General features: G+C 76.3%; 20 protein-coding genes and 1 pseudogene. 9 read left to right on the forward strand and 12 right to left on the reverse strand.

Features of this window, described 5'->3' with window-relative positions; all coding sequences use genetic code 11:
- Positions 1–27: 27 nt before the first annotated feature.
- Entirely contained in the window at positions 28–1,476 is a 1,449-nt protein-coding gene (locus tag ACZ619_RS13205) for a dihydroorotase (RefSeq protein ID WP_469597942.1), read from the reverse strand.
- Between the two features lie 70 nt (positions 1,477–1,546).
- Between ACZ619_RS13205 and ACZ619_RS13210 the strand changes: the two genes are divergently transcribed.
- The 3 genes from ACZ619_RS13210 to ACZ619_RS13220 all read left to right on the forward strand — a co-directional run bounded on the left by ACZ619_RS13210 (position 1,547) and on the right by ACZ619_RS13220 (position 5,608).
- Positions 1,547–2,839 carry a CaiB/BaiF CoA transferase family protein gene (locus ACZ619_RS13210; RefSeq protein WP_469597944.1) on the forward strand — a complete coding sequence of 431 codons (1,293 nt, stop codon included), beginning with the start codon at positions 1,547–1,549 and terminating at the stop codon, positions 2,837–2,839.
- A 61-nt stretch (positions 2,840–2,900) separates the two neighbouring features.
- Positions 2,901–3,746, forward strand: a complete 846-nt coding sequence (locus ACZ619_RS13215) for a cyclase family protein (RefSeq protein ID WP_469597946.1) — start codon at positions 2,901–2,903, stop codon at positions 3,744–3,746.
- A gap of 302 nt (positions 3,747–4,048) precedes the next feature.
- Complete coding sequence (locus ACZ619_RS13220) at positions 4,049–5,608, forward strand: MmgE/PrpD family protein (RefSeq protein WP_469597948.1); 1,560 nt, start codon at positions 4,049–4,051, stop codon at positions 5,606–5,608.
- Between the two features lie 21 nt (positions 5,609–5,629).
- On the opposite strand, the gene ACZ619_RS13225 is transcribed toward ACZ619_RS13220, so the two are convergent.
- The 11 genes and pseudogenes from ACZ619_RS13225 to ACZ619_RS13275 all read right to left on the reverse strand — a co-directional run.
- Positions 5,630–6,493: an HpcH/HpaI aldolase/citrate lyase family protein gene (locus ACZ619_RS13225; RefSeq protein WP_469597951.1), complete on the reverse strand. Its 864-nt coding sequence runs from the start codon at positions 6,491–6,493 to the stop codon at positions 5,630–5,632.
- 4 nt (positions 6,494–6,497) lie between these two features.
- The gene (locus tag ACZ619_RS13230) at positions 6,498–7,661 is read right to left on the reverse strand and encodes an acyl-CoA dehydrogenase family protein (protein ID WP_469597953.1); all 1,164 of its coding nucleotides are present in this window, start codon (positions 7,659–7,661) and stop codon (positions 6,498–6,500) included.
- Positions 7,662–7,664: 3 nt separating this feature from the next.
- A complete protein-coding gene (locus ACZ619_RS13235) occupies positions 7,665–8,093 on the reverse strand; it encodes a Zn-ribbon domain-containing OB-fold protein (RefSeq protein ID WP_469597955.1) in 429 nt (142 codons plus the stop codon).
- On the reverse strand, positions 8,090–9,238 hold the full coding sequence (locus tag ACZ619_RS13240; RefSeq protein ID WP_469597957.1) for an acetyl-CoA acetyltransferase: 1,149 nt from the start codon (positions 9,236–9,238) through the stop codon (positions 8,090–8,092). The genes ACZ619_RS13235 and ACZ619_RS13240 overlap by 4 nt, the downstream gene beginning before the upstream one ends.
- Positions 9,235–9,663, reverse strand: a complete 429-nt coding sequence (locus ACZ619_RS13245) for a MaoC/PaaZ C-terminal domain-containing protein (RefSeq protein WP_469597959.1) — start codon at positions 9,661–9,663, stop codon at positions 9,235–9,237. Before ACZ619_RS13245 ends, ACZ619_RS13240 begins: the two co-directional genes overlap by 4 nt.
- The gene (locus tag ACZ619_RS13250) at positions 9,660–10,175 is read right to left on the reverse strand and encodes an FAS1-like dehydratase domain-containing protein (protein ID WP_469597962.1); all 516 of its coding nucleotides are present in this window, start codon (positions 10,173–10,175) and stop codon (positions 9,660–9,662) included. The genes ACZ619_RS13245 and ACZ619_RS13250 overlap by 4 nt, the downstream gene beginning before the upstream one ends.
- Positions 10,172–11,257 carry a Rid family hydrolase gene (locus tag ACZ619_RS13255; RefSeq protein ID WP_469597964.1) on the reverse strand — a complete coding sequence of 362 codons (1,086 nt, stop codon included), beginning with the start codon at positions 11,255–11,257 and terminating at the stop codon, positions 10,172–10,174. Before ACZ619_RS13255 ends, ACZ619_RS13250 begins: the two co-directional genes overlap by 4 nt.
- Complete coding sequence (locus ACZ619_RS13260; RefSeq protein WP_469597966.1) at positions 11,254–12,675, reverse strand: MmgE/PrpD family protein; 1,422 nt, start codon at positions 12,673–12,675, stop codon at positions 11,254–11,256. Before ACZ619_RS13260 ends, ACZ619_RS13255 begins: the two co-directional genes overlap by 4 nt.
- A gap of 247 nt (positions 12,676–12,922) precedes the next feature.
- Positions 12,923–14,167, reverse strand: coding sequence for a CaiB/BaiF CoA transferase family protein (locus tag ACZ619_RS13265; protein WP_469597968.1), 1,245 nt, complete (start codon positions 14,165–14,167; stop codon positions 12,923–12,925).
- Positions 14,164–15,204 carry an LLM class flavin-dependent oxidoreductase gene (locus ACZ619_RS13270; protein WP_469597970.1) on the reverse strand — a complete coding sequence of 347 codons (1,041 nt, stop codon included), beginning with the start codon at positions 15,202–15,204 and terminating at the stop codon, positions 14,164–14,166. The genes ACZ619_RS13265 and ACZ619_RS13270 overlap by 4 nt, the downstream gene beginning before the upstream one ends.
- Positions 15,201–15,686 (reverse strand): annotated as a pseudogene (locus tag ACZ619_RS13275) (MaoC family dehydratase); the annotation flags it as partial. The gene ACZ619_RS13270 and the pseudogene ACZ619_RS13275, both read right to left, overlap by 4 nt.
- Positions 15,687–16,081: 395 nt before the next feature.
- Between ACZ619_RS13275 and ACZ619_RS13280 the strand changes: the two are divergent.
- The 6 genes from ACZ619_RS13280 (at position 16,082) to ACZ619_RS13305 (ending at position 23,430) form a co-directional block, all read left to right on the forward strand.
- Positions 16,082–17,701 (forward strand): WxL domain-containing protein, encoded by a 1,620-nt coding sequence (locus ACZ619_RS13280; RefSeq protein WP_469597973.1) that lies wholly within the window; start codon positions 16,082–16,084, stop codon positions 17,699–17,701.
- Positions 17,702–17,836: 135 nt separating this feature from the next.
- On the forward strand, positions 17,837–18,850 hold the full coding sequence (locus tag ACZ619_RS13285; RefSeq protein ID WP_469597975.1) for a hypothetical protein: 1,014 nt from the start codon (positions 17,837–17,839) through the stop codon (positions 18,848–18,850).
- Entirely contained in the window at positions 18,847–19,995 is a 1,149-nt protein-coding gene (locus tag ACZ619_RS13290) for a hypothetical protein (protein WP_469597977.1), read from the forward strand. The genes ACZ619_RS13285 and ACZ619_RS13290 overlap by 4 nt, the downstream gene beginning before the upstream one ends.
- A complete protein-coding gene (locus tag ACZ619_RS13295) occupies positions 19,992–22,073 on the forward strand; it encodes a hypothetical protein (RefSeq protein WP_469597979.1) in 2,082 nt (693 codons plus the stop codon). The genes ACZ619_RS13290 and ACZ619_RS13295 overlap by 4 nt, the downstream gene beginning before the upstream one ends.
- Positions 22,070–22,729 carry a neocarzinostatin apoprotein domain-containing protein gene (locus tag ACZ619_RS13300; protein WP_469597982.1) on the forward strand — a complete coding sequence of 220 codons (660 nt, stop codon included), beginning with the start codon at positions 22,070–22,072 and terminating at the stop codon, positions 22,727–22,729. The genes ACZ619_RS13295 and ACZ619_RS13300 overlap by 4 nt, the downstream gene beginning before the upstream one ends.
- The gene (locus ACZ619_RS13305) at positions 22,729–23,430 is read left to right on the forward strand and encodes a neocarzinostatin apoprotein domain-containing protein (RefSeq protein ID WP_469597985.1); all 702 of its coding nucleotides are present in this window, start codon (positions 22,729–22,731) and stop codon (positions 23,428–23,430) included. Before ACZ619_RS13300 ends, ACZ619_RS13305 begins: the two co-directional genes overlap by 1 nt.
- Positions 23,431–23,440: the final 10 nt, after the last annotated feature.

Below are 23,440 nucleotides of genomic sequence, written 5' to 3' on the forward strand. Positions count from 1 at the left end.
CGGGCCCGGCCCGTCGGCGGGACGGGGTCAGCGCGACAGGTAGCGGCCCCGCGGCGGGCCGGTCACCTCGCCGTCGCGGTAGACGACCTGGCCGCCCAGCACGGTGGCCCGCGGCCAGCCGCGGACCGTCCGGCCCGCGAACGGGCAGTGGTCCTGTCCCGACAGCAGCAGTTCCGGGGTGACGGTGCGCTCGGCGTCGAGGTCGGCGACCACCAGGTCCGCGTCGTGCCCCACCATCAGCGACCCCTTGCGCCCGGCCAGCCCGTAGGCGGCGGCCGGAGTGCCCGACGCCAGCTCGGCTATCCGGTGCAGCGGCAGCCCCCGCCGGTGGTGGCCCTCGGACAGCAGCAGCGGATAGAGCAGCGCCGTCCCGCCGAAGCCCGGCAGCGCGGGCCAGAGGGCGTCGCCCTTGCTCGCCTCCATGCAGCAGGCGTGGTCGGAGGCGACCCAGTCGACCGTGCCGTCCAGGACGCCCGCCCACAGGGCCTCGTTGTCGGCCGCGGTACGGATCGGCGGGTTCACCTTGCCGCCGAGGCCGGTGCCCGCCGCGTCCAGGGTCTCGTGGTCGAGGCAGAGGTGATGGAGGGTCACCTCGGTGCGCAGGTCCGCGCCGGGGGCGGCGGCGCGCGCGGCGCGGGCCGCGTCCAGCGCCTGGCCGCTGGAGAGATGGAGCAGGTTGACCGGGCAGCCGGTGGCGCGGGCCAGCGCGGCGGCCTCTCCGATGGCGACCTGCTCGGTCAGGGGCGGCCGGGCCTCGCTGTAGGCGCGCAGCGTCTGCGGGTCGCCCGCCGCGCGCACCCGGTCGATGAACAGGCGCATCAGCTCGGCCTGTTCGCAGTGCAGGGAGAGCGAGACCCGGCCCCCGGGCCGGGCCGCGTCCGCCGCGGCGACCGCCTCCATCAGCTGGTAGAGGTGCCCGAGGTCGTACTCCTCGCCCTCACCGGTCATCCGGAACCCGCGGGCGTCGCGGGAGTCGGCGGCGAGGTTGAACCCCTTGTAGAACATGTAGTACTTGAAGGAGCTGACCCCGCTCTCCCCGACCAGCGCCGGGATCTCGCCGATCTGCGCGCTGTCCATGGGGGCCAGGTGGAAGCCGTAGTCGGTGTGGGCGCGGCCCTCCACCGCCTTGAGCACCTCCGGCAGGATCTCCGCGTAGGGCCCGGTGCGGTCGAGGTAGTGCTCCCCGGTGCGGAAGTACGACAGCACGCTGGTGACGCCGCCGGCCAGGGCCGAGCGGGTCTCCTCGGCGGCGTCCACCGCGAGCGGCCGGTAGATGCCGAGGTGGAAGTGGGCGTCGACGGCCCCCGGCAGCACCACCCTGCCGGTCGCGTCGAGCACCTCCGCCGCGTCGCAGGAGGGCAGGTCGTCCCCGATGGCGGTCACCAGACCGTCCCGGACGGCCAGGTCGGCGCGGATGTTCCCGGTCCACGGCTGGACCAGCGTGCCGTTCTTCACGAGCAGGTCGTAGCGTGCCAAGCCCACTACCGCCTTCCGGTCCCGCCTCCCCTTGGGGAAACGTCGTTTCTCTTCTGTGTGAGCGTGCCGCATGCTAGCGTTTGGTAACGCTGTTCCACAAGGAGAAACAAGCTGGACTGAAGGGGTGCGAGCCGCTGTGCCGTCCCACATCCCCTCCGAGACCGGGACACCGCCCGGACCGCTCGCCGGACTGACCGTGCTCGACTGCGCGACGCTCTTCGCCGGCCCGCTCGCCGCGACCGTCCTCGGCGACTACGGGGCCGACGTCGTCAAGATCGAACACCCCCGCCGGCCCGACCCCGCCCGCACCCACGGCCCCGCCCGCGACGGCACCGGCCTGTGGTGGAAGATGCTGGGCCGCAACAAACACACCGTCACCCTCGACCTCTCCCGGCCGGCCGGCGCCGCCCTGCTGCTCCGGCTCGCCGAACGGGCCGACGTCCTCATCGAGAACTTCCGCCCCGGCACACTGGAACGCTGGGGCCTCGCCCCGGACCGCCTCCACGACGCCAGCCCCGGCCTGGTCATCGCCCGGGTCACCGGCTTCGGCCAGTTCGGCCCCTACGCCCGCAGGCCGGGTTTCGGCACCCTCGCCGAGTCGATGAGCGGGTTCGCCGCCGTCACCGGCGAACCCGACGGACCGCCCACCCTGCCCCCCTTCGGTCTCGCCGACGGCGTCGCCGCCCTCGTCGCCGCCTCCGCCGTACAGACCGCGCTGCTGCACCGCGAACGCCACGACGGCCGGGGCCAGGTCGTCGACCTCGCCATCGTCGAACCCCTGCTCACCCTGCTCGGCCCCCAGGCCACCGCCTACGACCAGCTCGGCACCGTCCCCGTCCGCACCGGGAACCGCTCCGCCAACAACGCGCCCCGCAACACCTACCGCACCCGAGACGACCGCTGGGTGGCCGTCTCCACCTCCGCCCAGTCCGTCGCCGAACGGGTCCTGCGGCTGGTCGGACACCCCGAGGTCACCGAAGAGGGCTGGTTCGCCACCGGTTCGGGACGGGCCGCCCACGCCGACCTCCTCGACGGACACGTCGGCCGCTGGATCGCCGCCCGCGACCTGGACACCGTGGTCACCGCCTTCACCGAGGCCGACGCCGCGATCTGTCCCGTGTACGACATCCGCGACGTCTTCGCCGACCCCCAGTACCGGGCCCTGGACTCCCTCACCACCGTCGACGACCCCGAACTGGGACCGCTGCGCATGCAGAACGTGCTGTTCCGGCTCTCCGGCACACCGGGCTCGATCCGCTGGACCGGACGCCCGCACGGCGCCGACAACACCGCCGTCTACGGGGACCGGCTCGGTCTGAGCGCGGCCGAACTCAAGGCGCTCGCCGACGACGGAACCATCTGATCCGCCGACGCGCTCGGCTCCCGCCCGGCCGTCCCCCCGCCGCCTCACCGAAGGGACCCCCATGTCCGGCGCCCGCGACGTCCTCCCCGGTCCTCCGCCCTGGCAGGCGCTCACCGCCGCCCGCGTCGTGGACCTCGCCCAGCCCATGCGGCGCGGCATGCCCCAGTCGCCCAACCACCCGCCCTTCCGGCTCCAGCTGGACCGCCGCCACGGCGACCTGGTCCGGGCGGACGGCGGCTCCGCGGCCAACGAGATCGTCATCACCGGCGGCCACGTCGGCACCCATGTCGACGCCCTCGCCCACGTCTCCCACCGAGGGCTGCTGCACGGCGGGCTCGTCGCCGCCGAGCAGCAGGGTCACGAGGGCTTCGCACGGCTGGGCATCGACGAGTTCACGCCCTACGTCGGCCGCGGCGTCCTCCTCGACGTGGCCCGCCTGCACGGCGTCGACGTCCTGCCCGCGGGCTACGAGGTCACCCCGGACGACCTGGAAGCCGCCGAACGGGCCGCCGGCGTCACCGTCCTGCCCGGCGAGGCCGTCCTCATCGGCACCGGCTGGACCCGGCACTGGTCCGACCCCGCGCGCTTCACCGGACAGCGCGACGGCGCCCCCGGCCCCGGTCCCGCGGCCGCGGACTGGCTGGCCGCCCGCGGGCCCGCCCTGGCCGGCGCGGAGACCATCGCCTTCGAACACATCGCGCCCGGCCGCGGCCACGCCACCCTCCCCGTCCACCGCACCCTGCTGGTGGAGGCCGGCATCAACATCGTGGAGACCATGCGCCTGGACACCCTCGCCGCGACCGGCGCGGCCGAGTTCCTGCTGGTGCTCGCCCCACTGCCGTTCGTCGGCGCCACCGGCGCCCCGGTACGCCCCCTCGCCCTGCTCACCGGGGAGGCCCCCGCATGAACCCGCCCGCATCCGCGACCCCGGCCGACGCGGTACCACCGACCCAATCCGTCCCCCCGTCAGTTCCCCCGTCCGTCTCCGCGCCGCCATCTCCTGACGCGCCCCCGACTCCGTCCGCGTCTCCGGCTGTGTCCCCGGCTCCGGCTCCGTCCCCGGCTGTGTCTCCGTCTCCGATTCCGTCCGCGTCTCCGGCCGCTTCCTCGGCCCCGGTTCCGTCCGCGTCCCTTCCCCTGCCCTCGGCCCCGGTTCCGTCTCCGGCTCCGGCCGCTTCCCCGTCCCCGCCCCCGTCCGCGTCCGCGTCCGTGCCGCCGTCCCCTGCGGCGCTCCCCTCTCCCGCGGCGCGGCCGTCCGGTGCCCCGGGCCGGGCCGCCGCTCCGGGCGCTGCCGTCTCCCCGCGACCGCCCGGCCTCGCCGCGCTGCTCGCCGAGTTCGCCGCCGCGTCCCGGAGCGGGCTTCCCGACGCCGTCGCCGCCGATGCCACCGGACGGGTCCTCGACCTCCTCGGGAACTGCCTCGCGGCGCTCGGCCCGGACACCGGGGAGGAGCCCGGCACCGCACCCCACGAGGCCGCTCTGCGCACCGCCCGGCACACGGGCGGCCGTACCGAGTCCACCGTCATCGGCGGCGGGGACCGGCTGCCCGCCGACCGGGCCGCCCTCGTCAACGGCACCCTCGCGCACGCCCTCGACTTCGACGACACCCACCTGCCGTCCGTCCTGCACCCCACCGCCGCCGTGCTCCCGGCCGCCCTCGCCGTCGCCGAGGCGACCGACGCCGACGGCCCCGCCCTGCTCGCCGCGCTCGCGGCCGGCGGCGAGATCTGCGTACGCCTCGGCATGGCCTCCTACGACCCGGCCCTGCGCAACTCCGTCTTCTTCGAACAGGGCCTGCACGCCACCTCGATCTGCGGCACCGTCGGCGCGGCCGTCGCCGCCGCCCTGCTCCTCGGCCTGCCCGCCGACGGCATCGCCCACGCCATCGGCATCGCCTGCTCCATGGGCGCCGGCGTGATCGAGGCCAACCGCACCGGCGGCAGCGTCAAACGCGTGCACTGCGGCTGGGCCGCGCACAGCGGGGTGCACGCCGCGCAGCTCGCCGCCGAGGGCGTCACCGGACCCCCGACCGTGATCGAGGGCCGCTTCGGATTCCTCACCGCCCACCTGGGCGACCGGTGGCACGTCGAACCGCTCACCCAGGGCCTGGACACCCCGCACGACGCCGCCCACTGGCAGTACCCGAGGTCCGTCTACAAGCCGTACCCCTCCAACCACTTCACCCACCCCGGCATCGACTGCGCGCTCGCGCTGCGCCGCCGCGGACTCGACCCGGCCGACATCGCCACCGCCGAACTGGGCGTCGCCGCCGCCCCCCGCCGCACCATCGGCGAGCCCCGGCCGGACAAGACCCGGCCCCGCACCCCGTACCACGCGAAGTTCTCCGGCCCCTACACCGTCGCCGCGGCCCTGCTCGCCGGGAACGGTCCCGGACTCGGCCTGCGGCTCGCGGACTTCACACCCGCCGCCTTCGAGGATCCGGTCCGCCGGGCGCTCGCCGAACGCGTCGAGGTGGTCGTCGACCCGCGCTGCGACGAGGAGTTCCCGCACGCCTTCAGCGCCGTCCTGCGGATCACCACCCACACGGGGGCCCGTTGGGAACACCGGGTCGCGGGCTCCCGCGGCGGCCCGTCCGCGCCGCTCACCCCGCGGGAACTGGAGACCAAGTACGGGCTGGGCGCCGACCCGCTCCTCGGCCCCGACCGCGCCGCACACCTGGCGGCGGCCGTCCGCGCCCTGCCCGGCACCGGCCCGGGCTGCGCCCGCCGGCTCCTCGACGCGACCCGCGCGCGGACCGCACCCGGGTGAGCGGTCCCGGCCGTACGCCCCTCAGGTCGCCGCACGCCGCTCCGCCGCCAGGGTGCGGCGGGCGGCGCGCACCACGGCCTCGTCGACCATCCGGCCGTCCGCGCCGACGATGACGGGGCGCCCGTCGAGGACGGCCGCGTCGAAACGGGTGACCAGGTCGCGCGCCGCGTCGAGTTCCGCCGCCGAGGGCGTGAACACCTCGTGCACCACGGCGAGTTGTGCAGGATGAATACAGGCCCGGGACCGGTAGCCGAGCCGGCGCAGGGCCCGGGTGGAACGCCGGAGCGCCTCCGCGTCCCGGTAGTCCGTGCTCACCGGTCCCACCGGCGGACCCACCCGCGCGGCGGCGCACGCCAGCACCAGGGCGACCCGCACGGGCAGCAACTCCCGCTCGTCGGGGCCGGGTTCCATGCCCAGCTCGGCCCGCAGATCCGCCTCGCCCGCCTGGAGATGCGCCACCCGGGGGGCGGCGGCGATCCCGGGCGCCGCCAGCACCGCGGCGGCCGACTCCAGCAGCGGTGAGAGCGCGACCGCGCCCGGCACCAGGCCGAGCGACCGCTCCCGCCGGGCCACCGCCCGCGACACGGCCGCCACGTCCTCGGGGGACTCGCACTTGGCCAGGCACAGGCCGCGCAGCGCCGGAGCCACCACGGCCGCCGCGTCCGCCAGACCCGCCGGGCCGGGGTTCACCCGCACCCACACCTCGGCCGCCGGACCGGGGTCCAGCCCGGCGAGCCAGTCGGCTGCGGCCCGCCGCGCCGCGTCCTTCGCGTCCGGCGCCACGGCGTCCTCCAGGTCGACGATGACCGCGTCCGCGCCGCGCTCCAGGGCCCGCGCCAGCATCGCGGGACGGTCGGCGGGGACGTAGAGGTAGGAACGCGCCACCGGGTCACCCGATCCTGGTCGTGCCGGAGGTCAGTCCGCGGGCGACGACCGTGCGCAGGATGTCGTTGGTGCCCTCGCCGATGCTCATCAACGCGGCGTCCCGGTAGAGCCGTTCGACCAGGAACTCCTTCGAGTAGCCGTAGCCGCCGTGCAGCCGCATGGCGTCCAGCGCCGCCGTGATCGCCGTCTCGGAGGCGAACAGCTTCGCCATCCCCGACTCGGTGTCCGCGCGCGCTCCGCCGTCGGCGCGGGAGGCCGCCCAGTAGACGAGCAGCCGGGCCGCCTGGAGCCGGGTCGCGAGGTCGGCCAGCCGCAGCTGCACCGCCTGGAAGTCGTGGACGGGCCGGCCGAACGCCTGCCGCCGGCCCGTGTAGGCCAGCGCCTCGTCCAGGGCGGCCTGCGCGATGCCCACCGAGCGGGCGGCGACGTTGATCCGGCCGGTCTCCAGGACCGACAGCGCCTGCTGCATGCCCCGGCCCTCGTCCGGCCCCAGCAGGCAGTCGGCCGGGACCCGCACCCCGTCCAGCAGCAACTCGCAGGTCTCCGTGCCCCTGTAGCCCAGCTTGGGCAGGTCGCGGGTGACGGTGAAGCCCTCCAGCGAGGTGTCCACCAGCAGGATGCTCATGCCCCGGTGGGCGGGCCGGGCCCCGGGATCCGTCTTCACCAGCACCGGCAGCAGACCCGCGTGCCGCGCGTTGGTGATCCAGGTCTTCGCCCCGGTCACCACGTAGGTGTCGCCCTCGCGGCGGGCCGTGGTGCGGATGCCCTGGAGGTCGGTGCCCGCGTCGGGTTCGGTCAGGGCGATGCCGCTGCGGCACGCTCCGCTCGCCATGCCGGGCAGCCACCGCGCCCGCTGCCCCTCGTCGCCGAACCGGGCGATCAGCAGACAGGCCAGCGCGTGCGAGCCGAGGATCCCGGCGATGCCCATCCAGCCGCGTGAGATCTCCTCGAAGACCAGGGCGAAGGAGACCATGTCGACGGCCAGGCCGCCGTACGCCTCCGGCACGGTCAGCCCGAACAGGCCCATCGTGCGCATCGTCTCGACGATCTCCGCGGGATAGCGGTCGGCCGCCTCCCACTCCCGGGCGACGGGTTCGATCTCCTTGGTGACGAAGGCGCGCAGGGTGCGGCGGAAGAGGTCCTGCTCGGGGGTGAGGTCGAAGTCCACGGGTCACGGCTCCGTTCGGGCGGGCGGCGCTTCGGGCGCCGGGGTGAAGGCGGGCTGGCGCCGCCCGTCGGGCAGGGGCAGCCAGACGAGCCGCACGGGCTGGTCGCAGCGGAAGCCGTCCGGCGCCCCGAGCAGCGGCACCAGCAGCACCGGCCCCTCGGCGAGCCGCACCCGGCCCAGGGTGTACGGCACCGGGCGGCCGTCCGGTGCACGGTGCACGGTGGTGTAGCTGTCGAGCACCGCCGGACCGCGCACCGGCACCTGGGCCAGCGACCCGGTGGCCCCGCAGCCCGCGCACAGCACCCGCGGCGGATGCTGGTGCGCCCCGCAGTCCGCACAGCGCTGCACCGTGAGAACACCCGCCCGGGTGGCCCGCCAGTACGGCTCCGTCACGGCGTCCGCGGGCGCGGGACGGTCGGCCGCGGCACTCATCGCGCGTCGTCCCGGGCCAGGACCACGGTCGCGTGCGTGGACAGGATCCCGCCGGTGCCGTGCACGACGGCGGTCCGCGCCCCGGCGACCTGACGCTCCCCGCACCCGCCGCGCAACTGCCGTACCGCCTCGATCAGCAGGAACAGCCCGAACATCCCGGGATGGCCGTACGACAGTCCGCCGCCCGAGGTGTTGACCGGCAGCCGGCCGCCCGGACCCGTGCCGCCGTCCGCGACCAGCTCCGGGGCGCCGCCGGGCGGGCACAGGCCGAGCGCCTCCAGGGAGAGCAGGGTGGTGATGGTGAACGAGTCGTAGACCTCGGCGAGATCCATCTCGGACGGACCCAACCCGGCACGGGCGAAGGCGCGTTCGGCCGACGCCGCCGCCCCGGTGTCGAGCAGGTCGCGCGGTCCGGCGGAGCCGGTGTGGGCGGTGGCCTCCCCGTAACCCAGCACCAGGACCGGGTGGTTGGGCAGTTCGCGGGCCCGGTCCGGCGTGGTGAGCACCAGCGCGCCGCCGCCGTCGGTGACCAGACAGCAGTCGGCGGTGGACAGCGGGCTCGACAGCATCGGCGCGGCCAGTACCTCCGCCACGCTCAGCGGACCCGCCGTGTACCGGTACGCCTCCGGGTTCAGCAGCGCCCAGGCCCGCGCCGAGACCGCCACCTCGGCGAGCGCCCGCCGGTCGTGACCGTGGACGTGCAGATAGCGCCGCGCGGCCAGCGCGTAGTGCGAGGCAGGGAACAGCGGACCCGCCGCCGCCTCGAACTGCGCCTCGGGCGCCGTCGGGTCGTACGGCCCGGCCAGCGACCGCCGACGCGCCGAGCGCTGGTCGGAGCCGTAGGCGATGACGACCGTACGGCACTGTCCGGCCGCCAGCGCCTGGGCGGCCCGGGCCACGTACATCTCGAAGGCGCTGCCGCCTGCGAACGTGGAGTCGGTCCAGGCCGGACGCAGCCCCAGGTAGTCGGCGGCCTGCGTGGCGGCGAAGCGGCCGGTCCCCGCGGTGGCCAGACCGTCCACGTCGGACAGCCGCAGCCCGGCGTCGGCCAGGGCCCGGGTGACGCCCTGCGCGAGCAGCGCCAGCGCGGGCATCCCGGTCACCCCGAGGTCGGAGGTGGCCGCGCCGACGATCGCCGCCGTCACGCCCGGCTTCCCGGCGGCGGGGCCAGCGTGAGGGTGGCCCCGGCCCGTGACACCGCGGTGCGGGGGCGCTCGCCGGTCACCTCGATGCGCTGCTCCACGGTGACCAGGGCGCCGTCGACCGCGGTCACCCGGCCGGTGCACAGCACGCTCTCACCGGCGAACACCGGCTGGGCGAACCGGAAACGCAGCGTGCGCAGCGCACACTGCGGTCCGAGCCAGCGCTGGAGCTGCTCGGCGAGCAGCGCGCCGAGGACCTGCCCGTCCACCACCGGGGCGGGCAGCCCGCGTTCGGCCGCGTAGGCGGTGTCGTAGTGCAGCCGGTGCCAGTCCCAGGTGGCGCCCGCGTAGGCCACCAGCCGGGTGAGGGGGAAGTCGCGGCGCAGCGGCGGGACGACCGCTCCGGGCAGCAACTGGGGTCCGGTCACGAGGACTTCACCTCGTCGGGCGGGAGCGCGACGTGCAGCACGGTCTCCTCGTTCTCCGCGAGGAGTTCGCCGTCCGCGGTGTAGGCGCAGTGCGAGGTCACCACCAGCATCGGCAGCCCCTGCCCGGTGGTGCGTTCGACGACCGACACCAGGGTCCAGGTGGCGGTGATCCGGTCGTCGGGGCGCACCGGCCGGTGGAAGGCGTAGGAGTTGCCGCCGCGCACGGTCCGGGTGCCGGGCAGCGCGATGCCCCAGGTGTGGCCCGGGTAGCCGTCCTCGTCCGGCGGCAGGCCCGCGTACTGGTTGGTCTCGCAGACCAGGGTGGGCGGGGCGACCACGTCCGGGTGGCCGTGGGCGCGCGCGTACTCCGGGTCCAGGTGCAGCGGATCGGTGTTGCCGGTGGCGAGCGCGAAGTAGCGGATCGCCGCCCGGCCCAGTTCCTCCGGCGCGGTGTAGACGGCGGTGCGCCCGGTCAGGCTCGCCCGGAGCGCGTCGGTGAGCAGGACGGTCATCGCGTTCCCTCCTCGGGGGGTCCCGCCGGGGCGGCGGGCAGGAGCGCGGTCGGCAACACCTCGGTGAGGAACTCCCGCCGCAGCAGGGCCGCGCAGCCCACGGAGGTCACCTCGGGCCGCGCGGCGGGCCCGAGCACCCGCGAGCGCGCGGCGGCCACGGCGGCCCGGCCCGGGACGGCGGCCGGGCACAGGTACTCCTCCACGGCCACCAGGTGTTCCGGTCCGCCGCCCGCCGCCCCCACCACCTCCAGCACGGCCCGCGTCACCGTCTCGCTCTGCGCGACCGGATCGTCCGGGTGCAGGGCCCGCTGGGTCTCCATGTCGAGCGCGGCGAAGCCGGACATGTGCAGGGTGCGCCCGGCCAGTACACCGGGGGAGTAGGTGAGCGTGTCGTAGCGGCTCCAGCCGGGGTTCACCGCTGTCAGCGGGTGCCGTGAGGCGGTGACGTCCAGCGCCACCAGGACCCCCGGGGCGTGCAGCCGGTTCATCAGGATGCCCCCGGCGCCCGGGAACACCCCTGCACCGCCCAGGAGTTCACGCCGGGGCGCCGCGCACGCGGGATAGGCGCGACGGGTCGCCGGAGTGGTGTAGTCGAAGGTCGTCACCGCGTGGTCCAGGCTGAGCCCCGCGCTCTTGAGCAGCCGGTCCGCCGTGGTCAGGCAGTGGGCGTACTGCGCGGTGAAGTCGCCCGGGCGGACGAGGCCGCCGTGCGCGTCGAGCGGCAGCACGGTCGGCAGCCGCACCGTTGCGTCGAACGCCGCGTCCCCGGACCGCGCGGGCTCGGCCCGTACGGCGAGCAGGGCGCCGGGGTCGGGCAGCGAGTCCACGACGACGGTCCGTACGGCGGCGTCGGCCGCCGGCAGGGCGGCGGCTCGGGCGACGGCCAGCGCGGGGTGCGCCTCGGGGGCGCCGGCCGTGACGAACTCGGTGAGCCGCACGCCCCGGACGCCGTCTGCCAGACGGACGGCCAGACGGGCGGCCAGCGCGCCGTAGGCCGCGCGGGCCTGCCGCTCGGGTCCGGGGCCACGGCCCAGGACGGTGACCGCGGCCCGGGGTGCGGGCGGGGCGTGGGTGTGACTCAACTAGGGCTCCCGGATGCGGAGTTCACGGACGGGCCGGAGCGGTGGCAGGGCGATGACGGGTCGGTGCGGTGGTCCGGTGCGGACGGGGCTGTGCGGTGCTCCAGCGAGGATGGGCCGGTGGCGATCGCGGCCGTCAGGTCCAGGACGGTGTGGAGGCCGTCCTCGCGGTCCAGGTGCAGCACACGGTCGGCCAGTTCGCGGGTCGCGGCGGTCTCGCCGCCCGCGTTGGCGTGGAACTTGGCGACGACCCGTGCCGTGTCCGGCGGCCGCAGGGGGCCGCCGTCGACCCGGGCCTCCAGCACCCGCCCGTCGTGCAGGCGGGCGCGCAGCACCCCGGGCGCCTCGGCGTCGGGACCGTCGTACGGCCGGACGGTGTGGGTCACGCGCGCCGCCAGCCGGGCCGCGTCCGGCCGCTCGTCGGCCGTGGGGATGTCGCCGTCGTGGGCCGGAGCGCCGTCGAGCAGGGTGAGGGCGACGGTGAACGGCAGCGAGAACCTCGCCTCGTAGCGGGTGCGCGGGGCGACCCGGTGGGCGCGCGGTGCGCAGACCACGGGCACGCTGCCCGGCGCCATCCACGCCTCGCAGGACGCCACGGCCTCCGGCCCGCCGTGCGCCGCGAGCCGCTCCCGCAGCGCCGCCGCCGCGTCCAGGGTGCGGTGCAGCAGGTGGCAGCAGGGGTGCAGCTTGCTCTCGACGGCGCTGACGTGCCACATCTCGCCCAGGTCGCCCGTGATGTCGGCGGCCGTGACGGGATGTCCGGCCAGGGACGCGTACACGCCGTGACGTCCTTCGAGGACCGTCGCGGGACCCTCGGCGCCCGCCGCGGCGAGCCGGGCCGCGACCAGTCCTGCGTGCGCGGCGAGCCCGGGGTGCAGGGTCTTGGTGTCGCTGCCGGTGTCCAGGAACTCCAGCAGTCCGCCCGCGCTGCTGCCGGCGATCCCCAGCGCGTGGGCCACGGTCGCGGCCGGCCGCCGGTCCAGCACCGAGGCGGTGACGGCCGCCGCGAAGACGGCCGCGACCTGGGTCGCGTGCAGGCCGCGGGCATGGAACCGGTAGGGGGCGCCGAGCCCGATCCGCAGCGCCGTCTCGTACCCGGCCGCGGCGGCGGTCAGCAGGGCCGGACCGGCCGCCGGGACGGACCGGCCGTGGGCGAACAGGGCGGGCAGGACGGCCGCGGTGGCGTGCACCAGGGCGGCCGGGTGGGTGTCGTCGTAGTCCAGGGCGTGGACGAGCGCGCCGAGCGCGAGCGCCGCGGCCGGTGCGCCGACGGGCTCGGGCAGCCCCGGTACGACGGCCTCCGGAGGGCCGCCGAGCGCGGCGGCCACGGTGAGCGCGGGCGCGGCCCGGCCGGTGCGGGCGGCGGCGAGCACGCAGCCGACACCGTCCAGCAGCTGGCGGCACAGCGCGCGCCGGACCACGCTGGGGATCTTGGCGGGGGTGAGGTCGGCGGCCCAGTGGGCGATTCGGACGGCCGCGGGTGCCTGGTCCCAGGGGTCGGGGCGCTGGTGGTGGCCGTGGTGATGGTCGTGCGGGTGCGGGTGCGGGTGCGGGGCTGGGGCTGGGGCTGAGATCGGCGTTGGGGCCGAGGTTGGGGGCGGGGCCGAGGTTGGGGTTGGGTGCGGCGTTGGGGTCGGCGTCGGGGTCTGGTGCGGGGGGTGGGGGGTGTCAGTCACCGAAGGCTCCCTTGGCGCGCAGGGCCGCGATGCGGTCGTCGTCGTAACCGAGCAGGTCGCGCAGGACGGGGTCGGTGTGCTCGCCGCGGTGCGGGGCGCGTGGCCGCCGTCCGGAGGGGCGGTCGCCGACCCGGACCGGGCTGGCCGGGGCGCGCACCGTGCCGAACCGCGGATGGTCGCTCTCCGCGATCAGCCCCCGGGCCTCGGTGTGCGGATCGGCCAAGGCCTCGGCCACCGTGCGCACCGGCGCGCAGGGCACCTCGGCCGGGGTGAGCAGGCCGGTCCACTCGGCGACCGTCCGCACCGCGAAGAGCGACTCCAACTCCGTTATCAGCCGGGCACGGTGCTCCCGTCGGCCCGCGAAGTCCGCGTAGGGGTGGCCCGGTTCGGCCCACTCCGGGTGGCCGAGCAGCGGTGCGAGACGGCGCCAGAACTTCTCCTTGGCGCAGCCGACGACCAGCCAGCCGTCCGCCGCCTCGAAGGCCTGGAAGGGCACCAGCGAGGGGTGGGCGGAGTGCCGGGTGCGCTCCGGTGTGTGACCCGCCGTCAGGTGCCACACGGCCGGATAGGTGAGCATCGCGATCGCCGTGTCGTACAGCGAGACGTCGCAGTCGCAGCCGACGCCGTCGCGGCGGGCCGCGTGCAGCCCGGCGAGCAGGGCCAGCGCCGCGACGAAGCCGCCGGAGTAGTCGACCAGCGACAGGCCGGACTTGGCGGGGGCCGCGCCCGGTTCGCCGGTCAGGTCCATCCAGCCCGCCAGCCCTTGCAGGATGTAGTCGTAGCCGGGCTGGGCCGCGCGCGGACCGGTCAGGCCGAAGCCGCTGAGCGAGCAGCACACCACGGCCGGGTTGAGGTGGCGCAGGTCGGCGTGGGTGATGCCGATCCGGGCGGGCACGTCGCCGCGCAGGTTCGAGTAGACGGCGTCGCTGTGCCGGACCAGGTCCTCGAAGACCTCGCGGCCCGCGGGCGCGGCCAGGTCGAGGCCGACGCTGAGTTTGCCGCGGTTGAAGGTCTCGAAGAAGAGCGAGTCCTCGCCCTCCTGGTACGGCGGCACGTAGCGGCCGACGTCACCGCCCGAGTACGGCTCCTCGATCTTGACGATCTCGGCGCCGAGTTCGGCGAGATGCCAGGTGCCGAAGGGCCCCGCGCCGTACTGCTCCACGGCGATCACCCGGACGTCCTGGAGCGGACGCGGGCCGGCGGGGGAGGGACCGGCGGGGGAGAGGCTGGAGGTCATCGGCGCAACTCCCGGACGAGGTCGAGGACATGGGCCTGGGACTCCCGGATCTCCCGGGGCGTCAGGCCGTGCACGGGCGGGGTGAGCTTGAGGCTGGTGGCTGCCCCCGCGTACCCGGCGAGCCGCTCGGCGACCTGGTCGCGGGTGCCGCACAGGGTCAGGGCCCGGGTCATCGCCGGGTCCACGGCGACCGCCAGGCCGCCCGCGCGGGCGCCCGGGCGGCGGAACTCCTCGGCGACCGCGCGCTGCGGCCCGGCCAGTCCGTGCGCCGCGAACAGCGGCGCGTAGGTGCGCACGGAGGCGTAGAAGCCGACGTTCCCGGCTGCCCGGCGCAGCGCCTCGGCCGGATCGGGGTGCACCGACACACAGGCCGAGGCCACCACTTCCAGCTCGGCCGCGGACCGCCCGGCCCGCTCCAGGCCGCGGTGGAGGGCGGGCAGGACGGTGTCGCGCAGGTGGGCGGGGGAGCCCAGTTCGTGGCCGATCCAGCCGTCCGCGATCTCACCGGCGAGCCGGGTCGTCAGCGGGCCCGCCGCGGCCAGGTGCACGGGCACACGGGTGCGGCGGGGCGGCGGACGGCGGTAGCCGCGGACGCGGAGGGCGGTGAGAGCGCCGCCGGCCTCGATGGGCTCTCCGTCGGCGCAGTGCGCGATGAACGCGCGGACGCACTCGACGGTCTCCCGCAGCCGCTGGGCGGGCTGGTCGAAGGGCACACCGTGCCACTCCTCGTTCAGCCGTCGCACCCCGGTGCCCAGGCCCAGCACCGCTCTGCCGTCGGAGAGTTCGTCGAGGTCGAGGGTCTCCAGGGCGCAGGTCATGGGGGAGCGGACGAAGGCCAGGGCGACGGCGGTGCCCACCCGGGCGGTCGTGGTGGCGCAGGCCAGCGCGGCGGCGGTGACGGTCGCGCTGCGGTGCAGTTCCGAGGCCCACACGGTGTCGGCGCCCGCCTCCTCGGCGGCCCGTCCGGCGGCGGTGAGTTCGGCGAGATCCGCGCCCCAGGGGGCGTAGCCGAGCCGGAGCGGCACGGACGCGGTCACGGCCGGGGGGTCCGGACGGCGGAGGCGGGACGCGGGCGCGCGGGCTCCGGTGCCGCCGTCAGGGGGGTGGCGGGGCGCGGCCGGATGCCCACGAGCGCCTGGGCGCCCCGTTTGTGCACGTAGAAGGTGCGGCGGAAGGAACAGACCTCGGTGCCGTGCTGGTTGATGGTGCGGGTGCGCACGGTCACGATGCCGGCCTCGGGGCGGGAGGCTGACTCGCGCCTGGAGAGCACCAGCGACTCCGACCACAGGGTGTCGCCCGCGTGTACCGGCGCGCTCATCCGGACGTCGTCCCAGCCGAGGTTGGCGAAGGCGTTCTGGCTGAGGTCGGTGACGCTCTGCCCGACGGCGATGGCGAGGGTGAGGGTGGACACCACCAGCGGGCGCCCGAACTCGCCCCGCGCGGCGTACTGCTCGTTGAAGTGCACCTGGCTGGTGTTCATCGTCAGGAGCGTGAACCAGGTGTTGTCCGCTTCGCCGACCGTGCGGCCGAGCGGATGCTCGTAGAGGTCGCCGGGGGCGAAGTCCTCGTAGAAGCGGCCGGTCCAGCCCGCCCGCGGGACGGGTTCGGGTTCGGCGGTGGAACTCATGGCGTCCTCTTTCGGATGCGGGCTCCAGGGGGCCGCGGCGAGGGGCCGCTGTCGCCCAGACCCTAGGAGCGCGGTCCGGCCCCGTCAAGAGCTTTGTTTCCCTGTGCGGTCCAGTGTTTCCCTGTGAGGTGATGCTGCCGACGCCCTTTGGAAACAGGGGTTTTACGGGTCGTGACCCGCCCGCGCCTTGACAGTGGGTCGCGGTGGTGGCTCCATGTGAGGCACTGTTTCGGAACATTGTTTCCTTATGGGAAACACTCTCACCACGGAGAGGGCAGCTTCCCGCTATGAGAGCCAAGACCATCTCACCGTGTTCGTCCCGCACGGTGGCGTCGCTCGCCGCCCTGGTCGTCGCGGCGGCAGGATCACTCGTGCTCGGCGGCGCCACCCCGGCGCTCGCGGGCAGCGCCGCGGTGACCTACGACTGCGTGTTCGCCTCGTCCCACTCGGTGTTCAGCACCACGGCGACTCTCACCGCCGACGCCACCACCACCGCGGGCACCCCGGTCGACGTCACCCTGAGCTTCGCCGACGGACCCGCCAACGGCCCCGTGGCGCTCGCCGCGAACACCGTGGCCGTCTCCGCGAAGGTCTCCGTCTCCGGCCAGGACCCGGTCACCGTGAGCGCACCCGCCGCCAACGCCGCCGTCGCCGCCTACGCCGAGATCCCCATCCCCGACCTCACCGGCGAACTCACCGTCGCCCAGCCCGGCACCGTCGAACTCGCCCCGGGCGACATCACGCTGAACATCACCAACTACGGCCTGTCCATCGCCTGCACGGTCACCGGCAGCGCCCCGGTCCTCGGCACGGTGACCGCCACCGACGACAGCACCGGCAGCGCCACCGCCGCGGTCGAGTCCGTCTCCGGCCGCCCCGCCGCCGACACCACCGGCGCCCGCCGCGGCGACGTCGTCACCCTCGGCGGCAGCGGCTGGACGGCGGGCGAACCCGTCGACGGCGTCCGGCTCTGCGCCCTGGACGGAACCACCGCCTGCGCCGACGACGTGCTCACCCCCGCGCTCACCGTCGACGCCGGCGGCGGCCTCTCCGGCACCGTCGGGATCGGCGCCGCCGCCACCCCGGGCCCGCACAGCCTGGTCATCACCCAGGGCTCGCTCAGCGCCACCGTCCCGCTCGGCGTGCTGGGCACCCGCTCCCTCCAGCTCAGCCCCGCCGGCGGCGGACCCGGCACGACCACCACCGTCACCGGAGCCTCCTTCGACCCCGGCGACGAGGTCACCGTCACCGGCGTGGACGCCGACGGCAAGGCCGTCGGGGACACCCTCACCGCACCCGTCGACGCCCGCGGCGGATTCACCGCCACCCTCACCCCCACCACCGCCACGGTGAAGGTCGTCGCCACCGAGAAGGACGGCACCGCCGCCGACTCCGCCGAGGCCGGCTGGACCGCCACCACCGACGGCGGCAGCGCCGAACAGACCCTCAAGGTCGTCGTCAGCGGCGGCGCGCTGACCATGGCCCAGCAGGCCGGCGAGGTCACCCTCTCGCCCGTCACCGTCGACGGCACCGCGCACACCTCCACCGGCGCGCTCAACTCCGTCGAGGTCAAGGACTTCCGCGGCGGCACCGGCGGCTGGTCCCTGGTCGGCACCGTCACCGACTTCACCGACGCGGCCGGCGCCACCCTGCCCGCGAGCAACCTGTCCTGGACCCCCACCTGCGCCGTCCACACCGGCGCCGCCGCGGCCTCCACCGTCACCCCGGGCGGCGCCGGAGCCCTCAGCTCCACCACCGCCGCGCCCCTGTGCACCCAGGCCGCCGACGACGACCCCACCGCCGTGACGGGCGGCGACTTCGACGCCGGTGCCGCGCTCGACCTGACCGTCCCGGCCATCACCCAACGCGGCCAGTACGCGGCCGTCCTGCGACTGACCCTGTCCTGACCGGACTCCGGACGGCGGCCCCCGGGCAACGCGCCCGGCGGGCCCGCCCTCTTCCCCCGCACCGCCGGACACCGCCGTCCGCCGAGCGCCCCGCCCGCCGGGGCCCACGGCCCGCCCGAGGATCCGAGAGGACCGATGCGCCCAAGCGTCCGCGGCCGTACGGCCGTCCGCGCGGCCCGGCTCGCCGTGTGCGCGGTGCTGACCACCGCCCTGTGCTGGCTCCACGCGCCCGGCGCCGCGGCGGACGGCACCGCGCAGGCCTGGTCGGTGCAGCCCAGCGACAAGAGCGGCGCAGCCGGCGGAACCGACACCCGAACGGCCTTCCGGCTCGACGCCCGGCCCGGGACCGTCGTCCACGACTCGGTGCGCGTCAGCAACCTCTCCACCGAGCCCATCTCCTTCCAGGTCTACGGCGCCGACGCCTACAACACCCCGCGCGACGGCGGCCTCGCCTACCGCCAGGCGGGAGAGGCCCAGCACGACATCGGGGTCTGGGTGAAGCTCGGCACCAACGCCCTGGTCATCCCCTCCCGCCGGGCCGCCGACATCCCGTTCACCGTGACCGTCCCCGAGGACGCCACCCCCGGCACCCACACCGGCGGCATCGTCGCCCTCGACAACGCCCTGCGCGGCGCCGGCACCACCGGCTCCGGAGTGGACGTGAGGATCCAGCGGGCCATCGCCGTCCGCCTGGAGCTCACCGTCGCCGGCCCGCTCACCCCGGGCCTGTCGGTCGGCGGGGTGCACCTCGACCACACGCCCGACGGCGCCCCCTTCGGCCAGGGGCGCGTCACCGTCCGCTACACCGTCACCAACACCGGGAACACCCCGGTCCAGGGCAGGGCCGTCATCGCCGTCAGCGGACTCCTCGGCCGCGACATCGGCCGCCGCACCCGCTCCCTGCCCCTGATCCTGCCCGGCCAGCACACCGAACTCAGCGTCGGCATCGGCCGCGCCCCGCCCGTCGACCTGCTCACCGCGAAGGTCACCGTGCGCAGCACCGGAACACCCGCCACCACCGCGCGGGCCCACCGGCTGGCCCTGTCCTGGCCCACCCTCGCGGTCGTGGCCGCCGCCGCGATCCTGTCCGCCGCCGCCGGATCCCAACTGCGGCGACGGCGACGCACCCTCGCGCTGGAGCACACATGACCCACCGCCGGGCCCCGGCCCCGACCCCGGCCCACCGGCTGCTCGCCCCGGTCCTGGGCGCCCTCGCCCTCGTCGCCCTCGCCACGGTGCCCGTCCCGGCCGCCGGCCAGGCCGTCACCGTCGACGACACCCGGCTGGTCCCCGGCCGCCCCGTCACCGTCAGCGGCACCGGCTGGCCCGTCGGCGCCACCGTCCAGGCCGAGGTGTGCGGGGCGCGGGCCGTCCACGGCAGCTCCGACTGCGACACCACCCGGGGTGCGGTCGCCCTGGTGGCCCCCGACGGCACCTTCCGGCTGGCGCTGGTCGCCGGCGGCCCGCCCGCCGACTGCCCGTGCGTGGTCCGCGCGACCACCGGAGGACAGAGCGGCCGTACCGCCACGGTCGGCGTCGGGATCGAGGGCGTCCCCGAACGGAAGGTGCCCGCCCCGGACACCAGGGCCCCCGAGGTGACGGTCGTCGACGCCGAACTGACCGGACGCCCCGGGCTCGCCGAGCTGTTCGGCGGCCGGCCCCACCGCACCCTCGTCGTCACCGTGCGCAACACCGGTGACGCCACGCTCGGACGGACCCCCCTCCGGGTCCGCTGGGGAGCGGGCGCGCGGGCCGACACCGACGTCGCGGCCCCGCTCACCGCACCGCTGGCACCGGGCGCGCAGGCCACCTACCGCGTCCCGATGGCCATGCCGCTGGCCGCCTTCGGCCGCTACTCCGTCGGCGGCCGGTACGGCACACGCTCGTTCACCGTCGCCACGGACCTCTACCCGTGGGGCCTGATCACGGTCACCGGGGCCTCGGTCCTGCTCACCGTGTTCGCCGTCGGCCGGGCCGTCCGCCGCCGCCTCGACAGGCCGCCCGCGCCGGTCCCGCCGCCCGCCCCGGCGACCGTCCCCGCCCCGGCCGCCGTCCCCGTCACCGCCGAGGGACTGCACACCCTGCTCACCACCCTCACCCCCCGGCCGGTCGGCGAACCTCTCGGCGAACCTCTCGGCGAACCTCTCGGACTGGAGGGCCTGTTGCGGACGCTCTCCGGCCGGCCGGCCCTCGTCGACGCCGCGCGACTCGACGCCCTGGAGACCCTGTTGGCCCACCTTCCCGCACCGGACACCGCGCCCGTCGGCTCCGCCGAGGCCGGGGGAGACCGGTGAACCGCCTCTCGTCGGCCACCCTTTGGGGCGCCGCGGCCGGAGCGGCCACCGGACTGGTGCCGGGGGCCCTCGTCCTCGGCGCACAGCAGCTCGGCGGTGTCGTGGGGATGCCCGGGGCGGCCGTCCGCTACGTCCTGCTCACCGGCGTGCTCCTCGCCCTCGGGGCCCTGACGCTCACCGGCTGCCGCGCCCGCCGGCGCCCCGAGCGCCCCTTCTCCGCCCGCACCGCGGCTCGCTGCGTGTTCGCCGCGAGCCTGCTGATCGCCCTCGCGGGCGCGCTGCCCGGCGTTGCCGTGCTGTGCGCCGCGGTCCTGCTGGCCGCCCCCCTCGGTGCCGCCGCCCTCACCATCCGCACCGGCCCCGCCTGGTACCCGGCCGCGCTGACCGGCCTGGCCGCGAGCGGCGCGACCAGCGCCCTGCTCCCGGACCGCCCGGCGACCGCGCTCCTGGCATGCGCGGCGACCGCCACGCTCGCGACGGCACCGGCCGCGTTCCGACGCGACCCGGTGCGCGCGGAACCGGTGCCCGCGGAATCGGTTTCCGTGGATCTGGTGCGCGCGGATCCGGTGCCGGCGGATTCGGTGCCTGCTGGCCCGGTGTCCGCAGGCCCCGTGTCCGCAGGCCCGGTCCTCGCAGGGACCGGATCCGCAGGCCCGGTGTCCGCCGGGGCGAAGTTCGCCGGGGCGGAGTCGGAGTCCGGACACGTCGGCGCCCTGCCCGGGGCTGACACCGGCCCGATCGCGGGTCGTGACGACCGGCACCGCACGGGCTCCGCCGCCTTCGCCGCCCTCGGGTTCGCGGTGGGCGCCGGAGGCCTCGCGGCGCAGGACTTCCTCACCTTCCGCTTCGAGCTGCTGGGGGCGGAACCGGCCGGGCGGATCGGCGTCGCCGCCGGCGGGGCCGCACTGCTGTACCTGCTCGCGGCGCTCCCCGGCCGGAACGGCGGCCGACGGTCCGCCGCGCTGTCGCTCGCGGCCGCCTGCGCCGCGCTGCTCGCCCTCGCGACCGCCGGCGGAGCGGTGCGGCTGACCGTGGCCCTCTGCGCCCTGCTGGTCTGCGCCGCGCTCACCGGGCGGGCGCTGGACCGGCGCCTCGACGACCGTCGTCGTACGGCGACCGCCGCGTGGACCCTGCTCGGCGCGCTCGCCGGGATCGGGGTCCTGTCCGGTCTCGGACGGTTCGTGGACGCGGGGGACGCGCTCACGCTCTGCGCCTGGCCGCCGCTGGCCGCCACCGTGCTGCTGGTCCGGGCGGACCGCCGTGCGTACGGCGGAGCGGAGGAGCGGGCGGAACCGCTGCTGCGGGTGCACGGCCTGACGGTACGGCGCGGCGGGCGCGTCGAGGTCCGGCGGCTGCGGCTGACGGCCCGGCCCGGGGACGTCCTCGTCCTGCGCGACGAGCGGAACGGGCGGCGGGCCGCCGCGCTGCTGCGGGTCCTGGCCGGGCGCGACCGGCCGGCCCGCGGCGGATACCGGCTGCACGGCCAGGACGTACGGGCCGTCCCCGCCCGAACCCGGTGGCTGCTGGGCCTGTCCGCCGCCGTCGACCCCGTCGACGCCACCGGAACCGGCCTGCTGCCGCAGGTCGCCTCGGACCGCACGGTCGGTGACGCGCTGCGCGGTGCCGTGGCACAGCACGGCCCGGGACGCGCCGAGGACCTGCTGAGGGCCGCGCTCGCCGCGTTCCCGGTCCTGGCGGAGCGGCTCGACAGCCGGCCACGGGACCTGGGACCGGCCGAGCGCTGCGTCCTCGGGCTCGCGCAGACACTGCTCGCCCGGCCCCGGCTGCTGCTCCTCGACCTGACCGACCCGGCCGCGGCGGCCCTCGCCGAGGATCCCCAAGTGGCCGGGCTCGTCCGCCGGATCGCGGACCACGGCACGACGGTCCTGGTCGCCACCGCGGGCAGCGCGGCCGTCCCGCTCGGCGGCAGGCCGCTCGACCTCACCGAACGCAGGCCCGCACGCGCGCCGCGCCGGCCCGAGCGGTCCACCGCCGACGCGATGGCCCGACGACCGGGCGCGTCCGGCGGCCCCGACGCCCACGGCACGGCGCCTCTCCACGAAAGGAAACCGGTATGACCTCCTGGCCCCGGACCCGTCCGCGGCGCCTCGTCGCGGCCCTGGCGCTGAGCGGACCGCCGCTGTTCGCCCTCCTCGGCCCGGTCACGGTGGCGGAGGCCGACAGCGCAGGGGCCACCGTCACCGTCTCGCAGGCCACCGCGCTCACCGAGGGCCAGCGCATCACCGTCACCGGCGAGGGCTTCCGCCCTGGGCTCACCTCGGTCGCCGTCGGACTGTGCAAGAAGGGCTACCGAAGCAACACGGACTGCGACCTCACCGGAGGCGCCGCGCTCGTCAACATCGACGCGCGGGGCCGCCTGCCCACGGTCACCCTGACGGTCCGGCGCACGGTCGCCGGCACCGACTGCCGCACCAGCCAGTGCGTCGTCGGGGTCTCCCCGCTGCCGACCGGGACACCGGCCGCGCTCCGCCCCGCCAACACCGTGAACGTCCCGATCGGCCTCAAGGGCGGGACCGTCGCCGGCGAGCCGTCCGGCGAGGGGCACGCCGAGACCTCCGCCGCGGCCCGGTCGTCGGACGACTCCCGCTGGGACGGTCCCTCGACCGTGCTGTGGGCCCTGTCCCTGGCCGCCGTCGTGCTGTGCGCCGCGGCCGGCCTGCTCCCGCACCGCCCAGGCCCCGTCCCGCTCTCCCGCTCTGGAGGTACTCCCTGATGCGCACCGTCAACCGCCGGTCCACGGCCCTGGCCTGTGCCGGGGCGGTGGCCGCCGGCACCGCCCTGCTCACCGCCCATCCGGCGGCCGCCGCCGGAGTCCTGACCGTCAGCAGAACCACCGGGCTCGCCGTCGGCGACACGGTCACCGTCTCGGCGAAGGGACTCAGCAAGAGCCAGTCCTTCGCGCCGCTCGGCCTGTGCAAGCCCGATCCGGCCGGGCCGACCGACTGCGACACCTCGGCCGACTCCGCGTACGTCGGCAAGACCGACGCCGACGGCGTCTGGCACGCCTCCTCCGACGACGCCACGACCGTCAGGATCACCGTCAAGGCGACGGCGGGAGGCGCGGACTGCACCGCGAAGGCGGGCGCCTGTGTGATCGCGGTCTTCATCACCGCCACCGAGGAGATGGTCCAGGTGCCGCTGACCGTCACGGAGGCCTCGTCGTCCGCGAGCCCCTCCGCCTCCGCCTCGGCCTCCGCCGCCTCGTCCTCCGGCGGGTCGGGCACGTCGGGGTCCTCGGGGGCGACCGGGTCCTCGTCGTCCTCGTCGTCTTCGTCGGCCTCGTCCTCGGACGACGCGCTGGCGCAGACCGGCACCATGGACGGCATCCCCGTCGGGCTGCTGGCCACCACGACGCTGGTGCTGTGCGGCGTCTCCGGACTGCTGCTGATCCCGCGCCGACGGCACGAGGACTGACCGTCCGTCA

This window comes from Streptomyces sp. NPDC104367, assembly GCF_055583825.1.